A 12,567-nucleotide genomic window follows, 5' to 3' on the forward strand; every position below is an offset into this window, starting at 1 on the left:
TCAATAGAACACCTCAATGTTCTTGCTTTTCAGCTGCCCCAATTGCCTGCTGTACTTTTTGTCAGCGTCCTGATCAACAAAAGGGTTGCCACGGAGATAAAGTTTTTCCAATTGCTTTATCTCCAAAAGCTGCTCCGGAAAATCGGGAAAGTTATTGGAAGACAAATCAAGTTCCTGCAATTGCACAAATGCCGTCAGCTCTTTTGGGAAGTTTGTAAACCAGTTGTAACCCAAATCCAGGATTTTCAGATTCTGCATTTTGGTGATCCTTTCTGGAAGCTTGCTCAAATGGTTATGATGCGCATAAAGCGTGTGAATGCGCTTCATTTTGTCAATCTTCGTGGGTAATGCAGTAATCTGATTGTGCGAAACAGCCAGATGCGTCAGGTTTTTAAGCTTCGTAATGGAAGCGGGAAGCGTTTCCAGATTGTTGTAATACAAATCCAGCACTTGCAGGTTCTTCATTTTCTTGATCCCTTTGGGCAATGCTCCAATTCCGGACCGGTAAAAATTCAAATCCTGCACTTGTCTCAATTTGCTGAAACTGCGGTTAGACAGATCCGGCAGATCATTGCCGCCAAGCCACAAAACCGAAAGTTTTTTAGAACCCCGAATTGTCTTTGGAATGTCGGTAAACTTGTTTTCTTTCAGATTTAACAAGGTTAGTGTCTTGTTTGACGACAGTTTGAAACCGTCATTAGTAAGTTTGTTGCCTTGCAGATGAAGCTGTTTGAGTTTCGGCAAGCGCTGCATGTTAATGTTTATTGCCGTGAACTCATTATTACCGAGGTAAAGTTCTTCCAGGTTAGGAAACCGGTAAATGGCATCCGGCAATGTTTTAAGCTCCAGCTGGTTCAAAAACAATCTCTTGATCTTCAATGTATCTTCAAAAACCACTGCCGTTTTCAAATCGATAACGGCGCTGTCGCCACGGCGCACTTCCCGCCGAACCTCCATTTTTCCAACATGGGTAAAACCCATTACAGAGAACTTCCTATCAGGCGATTTGGTCACTTTCCATCCTTCCAGGCTGGCTAAGAAGGACTTTCGGGTGTGACTGTCGAGCGAGTCTTTATCGTATTTATCGCTCGCTTGAATGTCATAAATTAAATAATCCACGCCGCCCGATGCGTTGAAGTAAAATTGGCCCAGAATGGATATGCCCGGATACAGGTTTTTGGGAAATGCAGCATCAGTGAGCCCGGCTAACTTTTTCATGACCTCGTTGGTCAGCTCCGTTTCCGCAGATGCATAATTGTTGGACAACGAAACCATGTCCAGACCTTCTTTTTCAGCATCTTTTGAGGAAATCACCTTGGTTTGAGCATAGCCATAATGCAGGCACAAACACATTAATGCAGTTAGGATTTTTTTCATGACACAAAGGTTTATTATGGAAGCACTAACATAACTAAAAGTTTAGTCATATTATTATAGTTACTTACATATTTTCCTTTTCAATGTCACAGCGACTGAAAATAGCGCTGTTAATCAGCTATTTACTGCGATCAATGGTGTATTGAACAAGCTGTTCGAGCGAACGCCTGTGCGGTGAGTCCGCAAATTCGTATAATAAAGCGCGGGCTTCTTCCACATAGCCCTGCATCACTTGCTGCGCATAACCCAGCCCGCCCGACTCCTTAACGAACGCAATAACTTCGCTTACTTTCTTAGGTTTGTGACTTTCGTTTCGGATAATGTTGATGATCCTTCTTTTTTCGAGCCAGCCCGCCTTGTTAAGCGCGTAAATCAGCGGCAATGTCATTTTCTTTTCCTTAATGTCAATGCCGAGCGGCTTTCCGATCTCATCTTCGCCGTAATCGAAAAGGTCATCTTTAATCTGAAAAGCCATTCCTACTTTTTCTCCAAAAGTGTGCATGCGCTTTACAATATCAGCCGTTGCACCCACAGAACTTGCGCCCACAGCACAGCAGGAAGCGATTAAAGAAGCCGTTTTTTGTTTGATGATCTGATAATAAACCTCTTCATTAATGTCCAGCCGACGCGCTTTTTCAATTTGCAGCAACTCGCCTTCGCTGAGTTCACGCACTGCTGTAGAAACAATTTTCAGGATCTCAAATTCGCCATGATCAACAGATAAAAGCAATCCACGTGACAGCAAATAATCGCCAACCAGCACAGCAATCTTGTTCTTCCACAATGCATTAACTGAGAAAAATCCGCGGCGGTAATTGGAATCGTCCACAACATCATCGTGGACAAGCGTGGCGGTGTGCAGGAGTTCTATCAATGCACCGCCCCGGTGAGTCGACTCGGTGATTTGTCCGCAAACGCCCGCCGAAAGAAATACGAACATCGGGCGGAGCTGCTTTCCCTTGCGACGGACAATGTAATTCATAATCTGGTCCAGCAGCATTACATCACTCTTCATAAACTGACGAAACTTGTGCTCAAAAGCCTTCATTTCATCTGCAATCGGGACCTGAATTTCCTTTACTGAAAGGGTCATATTAATGAACGAGGGCCTCTAAGGTCCCTCCTGATAAAAGGCGCAGAACAGAAACAGCATCATATTTTTGCCTTTTTACGCTTCTGAACTCTAATCTTCAAATTTGGAATAAAATCTTCTGTTTATATCAATTTTATTTTGAAAATGTTTAGAATTGAAAAAATTAGATTCGCATGAAAGCACTAGTCCTGGGAGGAGGATCAATGAAAGGGGCCTTTCAGGTCGGGGTGATACAATCGGTGCTGGAAAATGGTTTCGAGCCTGACATGATTTATGGCATCTCGGTCGGTGCGTTGAATGCTACATTTCTGGTCAATGAGGCTGGCAAGCAACTCGAAGAGAAAAAGGAAGTTAAATGGCCGCTTGCCGGCAGAAAACTGCTCGAATTCTGGATCAAGAACATTACGCAGCCGCAGGATATTTCCATGCTGCGCTCACGCGTAAGTCTCGGAATGGCCACATTAATGAGCCGTTTTGAAGGCATTGTCGATCCTATGCCGCTGCATAAGCTGATCCGCAATCATGTCACCGACAAATTTATCACAAACAGCCCTGTCAAGATAAAAGTAGGCGCGGTTAATATTGAAAGTGGCGAAATCAAATATGCTTCACCGGATAATCCGCATTTTCTGAGCTATGTATATGCCAGTTCCTCCATTCCTATGCTGATGCCGGCCGTTGAAATTGAAAAGCAACTTTATCTGGATGGAGGCATGCGCGAAGTTGCGCCTATCCGGCAGGCGATTGAAGACGGTGCAACTGAAATTGTGCTTATCGCATGCCATTCACCGCTTTTGTATCAGCCCGAAGACATGAATTCCCGCAACCTGATCACGCTTATTGAACGCGTTCGAGACATTACAGTAAATCAAATCGTTAACAGCAACATTGTCTGGGCCGAATCATATGTCGATCGTTCCAATCTGCGCGGTAAACCTATGAAGCTGACCGTCATCCGTCCGGCGGTGCCGCTTTTCCTGGATCTGCAGCATTTCACTTCGGATGACATTTCCAGGCTCATCGTGGAAGGTTACCGGGCAGGAATGGAGACAATTTTGACCGCGACCAAGCTCAACAAACAACAAACTTCTGAACATGAAAGTATCAAGCCTGAATAAGATCGTTTTATCTGCAATGCTGTCATTGCCTGGCGCACTTATGGCTCAAAAACAAAGTCCGTGCAATTTCAATAGCGCGGGCACATTAAAGGCATTTTTAAAACCAGCAAGCCGGGCGATGCCGATCATTATGGCGCATCAGGGCGGCACGGAAGACGGTTTTCCGGGAAATAGCATGGCCACTTTTGAAAGGACTTATGCAAAAGTGCCTTGCGTAATGCTTGAATTCGACGTGCGCATGACAGCCGACAGCCTGCTCGTGATTTCGCATGATGACGAATTGAAACTGAAAACAAGCGGAACAGGATTGCTGAGCAAAATGAAGTGGAAAGACGCCAGCAAGCTCAAATTGAAAGATCCTTACGGCAGCATGACCGAGCACGGAATCCCTACATTCCAGCATGTGCTCACTTGGAGTAAAGACAAAAACCTAATCCTTATTATAGACAAAAAGCCCGAAACCGACATTCAAAAGACGATTGATCTCGTAAAGGCAACCGGTAACCTGAACAAATCTATCCTCATTTGCTATTCGTTGACCGAGGCTAAAAAAGCGCACCGCATTGCCCCAGACTTGATGCTTGCTGTGGGATTTAATAGTAACGATCACATTGCAGCCGTTGAAAAATCTGGAATCCCGTTGGATATGCTCGTTGCATTAACGCCGCGGGAGTTGCAGGAGAAGCCATTTTATGACAAAATCCATGCTTTACAAGTAATTTCTTCATTAGGCACAAATGGTAATATCGACACATTGCGCGCTGACGCCGCCGTTCCCTTATATCAGAAGATCGCAGCTAGCGGACCTGACATTATCTGCACAGACAATCCAATATTGGTCCAAAGCATTTTCAAGAGAAAAGAATAAAAAAAAGGGTCCGAATAATTCGGACCCTTTCTGCTGTATGTCCCGACCGGATCGGGGACGAATATTAATTAAAGATATAACGGATACCAATCTGTGCCTGCCAAACGTCATTGATCGTTTGCGACTTCACAAATGCATCACGAACCAAAACAGGCTCGCCATTCACAACCTGCGTTCCCATTCTGTATGAAGGAACGCCGTCTGCTGACACGCTTGCAAAGTTAAGCGGGTTAGACTGTGTGCTGTTTGAAGAAACAGTCACCTGGTTTCCTACACCCCATTTGTTATTGATCAGGTTACCAACATTGAAAATATCAGCTCTCAGACGAATGATGTTTTTCTTGTCCTTCGCGCCAACTTTTACATAGAAATCCTGCTCCACAGTGAAGTCAAATCTTGTCAACCAAGGATATGCACCGCCGTTACGCTCTGTGTATTGCCCTTTTCTCTTTGACAAATACGGGTGATTATCAACATATTGCTGGAATGCTGCTGACTGCTGCTCAGGCGAGAATGTGTAAGATTTGCCGTTTACAGTTGTAGTCAATGGAGCAAATGTAATGTCCGAAGCATTTCTTGGAACAAACAACAGGTCATTGTTCTGACCATCGCCGTTCAAATCCGTAGAACTGATGTAGGAAAGCTTGGTTCCGCTGTTTGAAACACCACCCAATGTGAACATGGTCGCTCCACCGATTTTACCGCCATATTCTTTGCGGTAAGTCAAATAACCTACGAAACGGTGACGCAAGTCGTTACCAGACCATCCCAGATCCAAATAGTTCAAACCATTCACCCCGGGAACGTTTCCTTCAACTGTACTCGATACGGATGCGATGTCTTTCGCTTGTCCGTAAGTATAACCGATCATTCCACCAAAACCACGCGTTGCCGCTTTTTCAAGTTTACCCGTGATCGTGTAAGAGTAACCTTTATTTGTATTTGTCAAAACGTAAACGTTGGATACAGTCGTATTAACCAGACGGGCTGGATTAATAGCTTGTCCTGTAAGACCTGATGCCGGGAAACGATCACGCGTATCAGCACCTGCAAACTGAGCAGTTGGTGCCTTTAAGTTTACGTCAATGTAGCGAAGTGCATTGTAGTTTTTGTTAAAAATCCCTTCAACAGTCGCAACTACACCCCAGCCCAATTGCTGATCGATACCAATGTTGCTTTTCCAAACCTGTGGGAATTTCAGGTTCTCATCCGAAGCATTGACTTGATATCCCGTTAATCTTGTAGTTCCTGTCGGATTGTAGCGGGAAGGATCTAATGTAAATGGGAAAGCAGTCGTATTATTAAATCCGATTGTTGCAGAGTTCACACCATTGTTACCTAATTGGTTAGAAATCAAAACGTAAGGAATTCTGGATAGGAACAATCCCGTTCCTCCGCGAACTTGCGTAGTGCGGTTTCCTTTTACATCCCAGTTGAAACCGATGCGTGGTGACAGGTAAATGCGTGATTTTGGAACATTACCGGTGTTAACATTGTAAGGCTGGCCAGCTGGATCTCTAAATGCGATAGAATCCACTTGCGCATTATAATATTGCTTTGAAGTGTTCGGGATGGTGATATAATCTCCGCGAAGACCGGCTGTCAGCTTGAAGTTTGGCGCAACCTGATATTCGTCCTGAACATAAAGACTGAATGTCTGCGTTTTGAATTCCTGCCAAGGTGCTGCGCCGCCTGGAAGCAATGAATAACGATAGTTGAAACGAACCAATGTGTCCGGCGCAACCGTCAGATTCGGGTTAGCAAGATATGCATTTGCAGCATTTTTGAAATCCTGGATCGACCTGAAAACGTAAACACCATTTGAAGTCGGGAAGAACAAGTTGTTAGACTTGAAGTGCTCGTAAGATGCACCGGCAGTCAGCGTATGCTTTCCGGCGAAATAAGTCAGGTTATCCGTAATGTTGAATGTTGAATAATCCAGACGGTTGTTTGGTGTAAATGGATCCGAACCGATGGTTGTGTAAGTAGAACCATCTTTCTGGATTTCCACGGTTGGGAAAATCGGCGCCTTGTATTTTCTGTCCTCGATCTGCTTGTTGAATGTTCCGATCAGGTTATTGGCAAATTTGCCTCCGAAGTTAGAGTTCAATTCTGCTACAAAAGAACGCGTGTTATCCTGGATAATGTAACCTGTGTTTTCAGGAGAAATCGCTGAAAGTGAGTTGGTACGGTTACCAAAACCTGCCGTGTTACTGCTGTTGCTCTGGCTGATCAAAACATCCGAATCAGAGTCGTGGTGTGAGTAACGCAATGTCAGTTTGTGCGCGTCGCTAATATTGTAGTCAATGCGTCCAAGGAATTTATTACTCTTGTTTTCATTGTTAAAACCATCGATTGCACCAATGTCATATTGGAATTTGTCACGCATGAAAGCGCCAAGATCTTCAAGATCGGCAGCGGTTGTACGCGAAACGTTGCTTCCTGTCTGGCCACGGTTAAGAACAAAGTCCAGCGCAGGGCTTGAACGTTTTACAAATTCACCGTTAACAAAGAAGAAAAGCTTGTTTTTAATGATCGGCCCACCCAGACGGAATCCAGTTGTTTTTTCATTGAATTCGTTGATCTTGATCGTGTTACCGTCTGGCTTGTCACCCGCAAGGCTTTTGTTTTTAAAAAAATGGAAAACAGAGCCTGAAAATTCATTTGTTCCCGAACGCGTCACCGCATTGATCCCCGCACCCGCGAAGCCCGACTGACGCACGTCATAAGGAGCAATGTTGATCTGAACTTCTTCAATCGCGTCCAGAGAAATCGCAGTGGAACCTGTCCGGCCACCTGCTGCTGCCTCGTTACCCAATCCAAAACCGTTGTTGAATACAGAACCGTCAATTGTAAAGTTGTTATAACGGCTGTCCTGGCCACCGAATGAGCGGCCATTGCTGTATGCGTTGTATTTCGTAATGTCATTAAGCGTCCGGCCAAGTGTCGGAAGGCTGGTAATCAAGCCTTTGTTAAATGTCGTTGCTGCTCCCGTACGATCCGAGCTAAAAATGTCGCTTCCCGCTCCCGTCACAACCACTTCGCTCAATTCTGTTCCGCCGTCCTGCAAATCGAAGTTTACGTTTGCAGCGGTTCCCAGGTTTGCGTAAATGTTTTCCTGTGATTTGTCATTGAAACCAACGAAAGATACAGTCACGGTGTAAGGTCCGCCTACGCGCACAGCCGGGATTGTATAAAGACCCTGATCGTTTGTGACAGAACCATACCTTGATCCTGATGGAACGTGGATCGCTACGACTGTTGCACCTGGCAATGATTCGCCTTTGCTGTCTGATACACGACCCGAGATTGCTGATGAAGTTACCTGCGCCTGGACATTTGGGCTAAACAGGCTTAATAGAAAGACGACCAGCGCAAGTCCCGCTGCCCTGAAAAGTAAACTTTTCCCGTTCATAAATTTGGTTGATTTGGTTTGTAATATTAGTAGCATCACCACGACCGATGAGTAATATTTACCGCAAAATAAGTTTTTTTTTACCTGAATAACAAAAACGCAAATCCTATTAAAATACAATACTAATCCGCGTAACTGCTTGATTTGTTGGAATAATACAGAAATCTGTACCAATACTTCAATATTTTTCAGATTATCAAATTGTTAAGAAACCAACAGATGCGTCCCAGTGCTTTTAAACGTATTTTTGGCCTCGTAAAAGTTTTTTTACTGATTCGTGCAGGAACTACTTTCACAACCATAACATTAGTATTACTGCTGAACCACAGCAACACTTTAATCCTATTTTGATGCAGCTTAATTATAAACAAATTGGTGAAAGTGGCAAGCCGATGATCATCCTCCACGGCGTTTTCGGCTTTCTGGACAACTGGCTTACCATTGGTAAAACCATTTCCGAACATGGCTTCAAAGTGTACCTCGTCGACCAGCGCAATCATGGAAGGTCACCGCATGAGGCGCCGCTGGACTTCCCTCATATGGCCGCAGATCTGAAAGGTTTCCTGGATGAGCACGACATTACCGATCCTGTTTTAGTGGGCCATTCGATGGGTGGAAAAACGGTGATGGAATATGCAGTTACTTATCCGGGCACATTTTCCCAGCTTGTGATCGTCGACATTGGACCAAAGGCTTATCCCATTCACCACAGGAAAATTCTGGAAGGGCTGAATGCGATTCCTATTAATGAGATCGAAAGCAGAAATCAGGCGGATGAGATTTTAAGCGCCTATGAGCCGATCGTGACGGTGCGCCAGTTCCTGCTCAAAAATTTGTATAGAAAAGATGAAGGCGGTTTCGGCTGGCGTTTCAACCTGCCGCTGCTTACAACGGATATGTCAAAAGTGGGATCGGAGATTGTTGCAAAACAAAAAATTGAAGCCCCCACCCTTTTTATGCGGGGTGCGAACTCCAATTACATTCAAGATGAAGACTGGGAAGGGATACTGAATATTTGTCCACATGCAAAGCTCGAAACCATTGCGGACTCCGGTCACTGGGTGCAGGCAGAGCAGCCCAAAGCATTCGTCGCTGCTTTAATGCATTTTCTCGAAAAGCCTATCTGACATATTTGAGCCTGGGATTATTGCAGGGTGTTATGATCATTTCACTGGCACTCAGTTCAATATCCCAGCTCTGACAATTGATACAATTCACACCTGCGCACAATGGATTGGCAGGAACGGGAGTTTGTGGCTTTACTTCCATCAGGTTGCCATTGATAAAAAACTTCCCTGGCACGCAGCAGGCAGGTTTGCCGGAAGCATCCAGCACCACACCGTCTGGCCTGAAAACCAGTGTATCGGCCTTGCCGGGCGTGACCTGTTCCCAGACATTCTGCCCGTTAAGCGCGTTTCTTTCTACTGCCGTGAGATACCATTTTCCTTGCATAGTGGTGAAAGAAGCCGTATTTATAGCGTCCATGCTATCACTTTCTTTGCAACATAAAAGCATGGCTATACAGAAGGGAATGTATAGTAGTCGTTTCATTGTATTTAACTTTGTTTTCTTTTATGATCCAAATCACAGACATAAGGTTGGAAGAAAACTTAAATTTTGCATTAACTTATGAATCAGCCCCGTACCAGACTTTTCCTCATCCCAACCGTCTTAGCAGAAGATACACAGCACCAAGTGCTAAGCCCTCAGATTGTCGACAGCATCAGGAACCTCAATGTGTTTTTTGTTGAAAACGTGCGGACGGCGCGGCGATTTATAAGCAGCCTTAAAATCGGCAAAGTAATCGACGAACTTACATTTATTGAGCTGCACAAGGACACGCCCGAAAACGAAACATTTGAACATTTGCGCAATCTTCGCGAGGATGCGGGTGTGCTTTCGGAGGCAGGCTGTCCGGGCGTTGCGGACCCGGGAGCAGTGGCGGTGGGCATCGCGCACAGGCTTGGCATGCAGGTTGTGCCGCTTGTGGGGCCGTCTTCCATTTTACTGGCGTTGATGGGTTCCGGAATGAGCGGACAATCTTTCGCGTTTCACGGTTATCTGCCCATTGATAAATCAGAAAGAAAAAAAGCATTGCAGCACCTCGAACGGGAAGCGAGACAATACGGACAGACACAAATTTTCATGGAAACGCCGTTTCGTAACAACACTTTTTTAGACGCAATATTAGAAGCCTGTGCCCCGGACACATTGCTTTGCATTGCGGCTAATGTGACTGGAACAGACGAATTTATCAAAACATTACCCGTGAAAAACTGGAAAGTGAATAAACCGGACCTGCACAAAAAACCGACGATATTTCTGATTGGCTAGCAGAAAAAGCAACCGATCATTCCAACCATATGTGCATTTCAATGATCTCCGTTGTGATTAATTAAATAACTCAACCAAATTTAATACGCCATGAAGAAATGGATGTTATGGACAGCATTATCCCTTACAGGCCTGTTGTCCGCCTGCAAGGATGACGATTCACTGGATCCAGTTTTCGTATCAGATTCGGCTTTTGAAACAGGAACAGATGGATGGACGGCACAATTTGCAGAATACTCACCAGGAACGGATTCGTCGACGCTGGAACTGAGCGAAGGACGCACGCGATTGCCGATTGGCCTCGATACAAGCAGATATGCCTATCGCCTGAGCAGTCACAACCGCGCGGATGACATATTTATGTATCTGAAGAAAAAGGTGACGGGCTTTAATCCCAACCAGACTTACAATGTTTCGTTTCAAATTCTGCTGGGCACGCAATATCCTGAAAACAGCCTCGGCATCGGCGGATCGCCGGGAGGCTCCGTTTATTTGAAAGCAGGTGCATCGCCGTTCGAGCCGAACCGCCAGCTGAAAGACGGTTATTACGAATTTAACCTCGACAAAGGCCAGCAGGCACAGGAAGGTCCTGCCGCAGTTTTGCTTGGCAATGTGTCAAATGGCGAAACGTCGACAACTTACAAACTCTTAGAAAAGAACAACGGCAGCAAAACCTTCACCGTTAAAGCCAATGATGCCGGGGAAATCTGGCTTTTCGTAGGAACAGACTCGGGTTATGAAGGATTGACTACTTTATACTACGACCGCATCAGGGTTTTCCTTTCTGCGCAATGATCTGATTTTTGGAACTTGAATTGCACAACGCGCCGTTACGCTCTCGTAACGGCGCGTTGTTATTTAAGGCAATATTGGAAAGCGTTTCAGGGCGGGATTCCAAAGTGTTTTGTAACTTCGCCCAACCTAATGTGGCATTTTATACCAAATAAATGATATCAGTTCAGGAATTTACTTTCAACCCGTTTTCGGAAAACACTTACGTACTTTATGACGAAACGGGCGAAGCGGTCATCATTGATCCGGGCTGCTCTGAGCAAGAGGAGTTTGAGGAATTGTATGAATTCATTTCTTCCAATGGATTAAAGCCGGTCGAGATCATCAACACCCACGCGCACATTGACCACGTTCTGGGTGTTGCGGGGGTGAAAAGGAAATATAACATTCCGTTCGCATTGCATCAAATTGATGAGCCCTACCTGAAAGCCGTAAAAACTTACGCTTCCAATTACGGCTTTTACAAGTTTGACGAGCCCGAAATCGATCGTTATCTGGTGGAAGGAGAAGTTGTAAAGTTTGGAAATTCAACATTGAATGTGGTTTTTGTTCCTGGCCACGCGCCTGGTCACGTTGCGTTTGTCAGCGCAGCCGACAAGTTTGTCATTGGCGGAGATGTATTATTTTACATGAGCATTGGCAGGACGGATCTGCCCGGCGGCGACCATGCTACATTGCTGGCCAGCATCAGGAACAAGCTTTTCACTCTGCCGGACGATTATAAAGTTTATGCAGGCCATATGCAGCCAACAACCATTGGTTTTGAAAAGAGAAACAATCCGTTTCTGAAAGTAAAGTCAACAAATCCTCAAACCCTTTTACCAATTATATGATCCGCCGCAACCTTCCCAATGCCCTTACTTGTGGAAATCTTCTTTGCGGATGCATCGGAGTTGTAGAAGCATTTCATAACAACCTCGTCATTTCCTGCATTCTGATCGGCGTAGCATTGATTTTTGACTTTTTCGATGGCTTTTTAGCCCGGTTATTAAAGGTAAGTTCCGCGATTGGCAAAGATCTCGATTCGCTTGCCGACATGGTCACTTTCGGATTGCTTCCTTCGATCATTGTTTATCAGCTGTTAATGCAAAGCATTCCCGATCTGTTTGGCATATGGAAAGCTTACCCGGCATTTATCATTGCTGTGTTTTCGGCCGTCAGACTGGCCAAGTTCAACAATGATCCCCGTCAATCCGACTCTTTCATTGGCGTTCCTACTCCGGCCAATGCCATGCTGATCGCTTCCTTGCCTATTATTCTGCTAACAGAGGATCCGTTTTGGAAAGACATCATTGTGAACACGACCAATCTGCTGATATTCTCGGTTGTCATGTCGTTTCTATTGGTGATGGAAATGCCGCTGATTGCTTTGAAATTCAAGAATTTTGGCTGGAAGGGCAATGAGTTCCGCTTCATCCTCATCGCGATGACCATTGTATTGCTTTTAGCATTAAAAATCCTGGCAATCCCTGCTATAATCATTCTCTACATTCTCCTATCGGTCGCTGATAACCTCACGAAAAAGGACCGATCCATTGGTAACATATAGTTTTTGTTGCAAATTTGCTTA

General features: G+C 45.0%; 11 protein-coding genes. 7 read left to right on the forward strand and 4 right to left on the reverse strand.

Annotated elements, in window-relative coordinates; genetic code table 11:
• Both AC0IYG_RS26080 and AC0IYG_RS26085 read right to left on the reverse strand, forming a co-directional pair.
• Positions 1 to 1,377, reverse strand: coding sequence for a leucine-rich repeat domain-containing protein (locus AC0IYG_RS26080; protein ID WP_471714038.1), 1,377 nt, complete (start codon positions 1,375 to 1,377; stop codon positions 1 to 3).
• Between the two features lie 118 nt (positions 1,378 to 1,495).
• A complete protein-coding gene (locus AC0IYG_RS26085; RefSeq protein ID WP_471714039.1) occupies positions 1,496 to 2,470 on the reverse strand; it encodes a polyprenyl synthetase family protein in 975 nt (324 codons plus the stop codon).
• 173 nt (positions 2,471 to 2,643) lie between these two features.
• On the opposite strand from AC0IYG_RS26085, the gene AC0IYG_RS26090 reads away from it, so the two are divergent.
• Positions 2,644 to 3,588 (forward strand): patatin-like phospholipase family protein, encoded by a 945-nt coding sequence (locus AC0IYG_RS26090; protein ID WP_471714040.1) that lies wholly within the window; start codon positions 2,644 to 2,646, stop codon positions 3,586 to 3,588.
• Entirely contained in the window at positions 3,566 to 4,456 is an 891-nt protein-coding gene (locus AC0IYG_RS26095; protein ID WP_471714041.1) for a glycerophosphodiester phosphodiesterase family protein, read from the forward strand. Before AC0IYG_RS26090 ends, AC0IYG_RS26095 begins: the two co-directional genes overlap by 23 nt.
• A 64-nt stretch (positions 4,457 to 4,520) precedes the next feature.
• Here the strand turns inward: AC0IYG_RS26095 and AC0IYG_RS26100 are convergent, their stop codons facing one another.
• Positions 4,521 to 7,871, reverse strand: a complete 3,351-nt coding sequence (locus tag AC0IYG_RS26100) for a TonB-dependent receptor (RefSeq protein ID WP_471714042.1) — start codon at positions 7,869 to 7,871, stop codon at positions 4,521 to 4,523.
• Between the two features lie 350 nt (positions 7,872 to 8,221).
• Between AC0IYG_RS26100 and AC0IYG_RS26105 the strand changes: the two genes are divergently transcribed.
• A complete protein-coding gene (locus tag AC0IYG_RS26105) occupies positions 8,222 to 8,998 on the forward strand; it encodes an alpha/beta fold hydrolase (RefSeq protein ID WP_471714043.1) in 777 nt (258 codons plus the stop codon).
• Here the strand turns inward: AC0IYG_RS26105 and AC0IYG_RS26110 are convergent.
• Complete coding sequence (locus AC0IYG_RS26110; protein ID WP_471714044.1) at positions 8,991 to 9,356, reverse strand: hypothetical protein; 366 nt, start codon at positions 9,354 to 9,356, stop codon at positions 8,991 to 8,993. The genes AC0IYG_RS26105 and AC0IYG_RS26110 overlap by 8 nt on opposite strands.
• A gap of 144 nt (positions 9,357 to 9,500) precedes the next feature.
• Between AC0IYG_RS26110 and AC0IYG_RS26115 the strand changes: the two genes are divergently transcribed.
• From AC0IYG_RS26115 to pssA, 4 genes are all read left to right on the forward strand, one after another.
• Complete coding sequence (locus tag AC0IYG_RS26115; protein ID WP_471714045.1) at positions 9,501 to 10,205, forward strand: SAM-dependent methyltransferase; 705 nt, start codon at positions 9,501 to 9,503, stop codon at positions 10,203 to 10,205.
• 90 nt (positions 10,206 to 10,295) lie between these two features.
• Positions 10,296 to 11,000: a hypothetical protein gene (locus tag AC0IYG_RS26120; protein ID WP_471714046.1), complete on the forward strand. Its 705-nt coding sequence runs from the start codon at positions 10,296 to 10,298 to the stop codon at positions 10,998 to 11,000.
• Positions 11,001 to 11,152: 152 nt separating this feature from the next.
• Positions 11,153 to 11,830 carry an MBL fold metallo-hydrolase gene (locus AC0IYG_RS26125; protein ID WP_471714047.1) on the forward strand — a complete coding sequence of 226 codons (678 nt, stop codon included), beginning with the start codon at positions 11,153 to 11,155 and terminating at the stop codon, positions 11,828 to 11,830.
• On the forward strand, positions 11,827 to 12,546 hold the full coding sequence (gene pssA / locus AC0IYG_RS26130; protein WP_471714048.1) for a CDP-diacylglycerol--serine O-phosphatidyltransferase: 720 nt from the start codon (positions 11,827 to 11,829) through the stop codon (positions 12,544 to 12,546). The genes AC0IYG_RS26125 and pssA overlap by 4 nt, the downstream gene beginning before the upstream one ends.
• Positions 12,547 to 12,567: the final 21 nt, after the last annotated feature.

The organism is Dyadobacter sp. AC419, assembly GCF_979253085.1.

Excerpts from the sequence above, each read along its gene's own strand:
- AC0IYG_RS26115 (WP_471714045.1), top strand. The coding sequence starts at position 9,501 with ATGAATCAGCCCCGTACCAGACTTTTCCTCATCCCAACCGTCTTAGCA.
- AC0IYG_RS26120 (WP_471714046.1), top strand. The coding sequence starts at position 10,296 with ATGAAGAAATGGATGTTATGGACAGCATTATCCCTTACAGGCCTGTTG.
- AC0IYG_RS26110 (WP_471714044.1), bottom strand. The coding sequence starts at position 9,356 with ATGGACGCTATAAATACGGCTTCTTTCACCACTATGCAAGGAAAATGG.
- AC0IYG_RS26095 (WP_471714041.1), top strand. The coding sequence starts at position 3,566 with ATGAAAGTATCAAGCCTGAATAAGATCGTTTTATCTGCAATGCTGTCA.
- AC0IYG_RS26100 (WP_471714042.1), bottom strand. The coding sequence starts at position 7,871 with ATGAACGGGAAAAGTTTACTTTTCAGGGCAGCGGGACTTGCGCTGGTC.
- AC0IYG_RS26125 (WP_471714047.1), top strand. The coding sequence starts at position 11,153 with ATGATATCAGTTCAGGAATTTACTTTCAACCCGTTTTCGGAAAACACT.
- AC0IYG_RS26085 (WP_471714039.1), bottom strand. The coding sequence starts at position 2,470 with ATGACCCTTTCAGTAAAGGAAATTCAGGTCCCGATTGCAGATGAAATG.
- pssA (WP_471714048.1), top strand. The coding sequence starts at position 11,827 with ATGATCCGCCGCAACCTTCCCAATGCCCTTACTTGTGGAAATCTTCTT.
- AC0IYG_RS26090 (WP_471714040.1), top strand. The coding sequence starts at position 2,644 with ATGAAAGCACTAGTCCTGGGAGGAGGATCAATGAAAGGGGCCTTTCAG.
- AC0IYG_RS26080 (WP_471714038.1), bottom strand. The coding sequence starts at position 1,377 with ATGAAAAAAATCCTAACTGCATTAATGTGTTTGTGCCTGCATTATGGC.
- AC0IYG_RS26105 (WP_471714043.1), top strand. The coding sequence starts at position 8,222 with ATGCAGCTTAATTATAAACAAATTGGTGAAAGTGGCAAGCCGATGATC.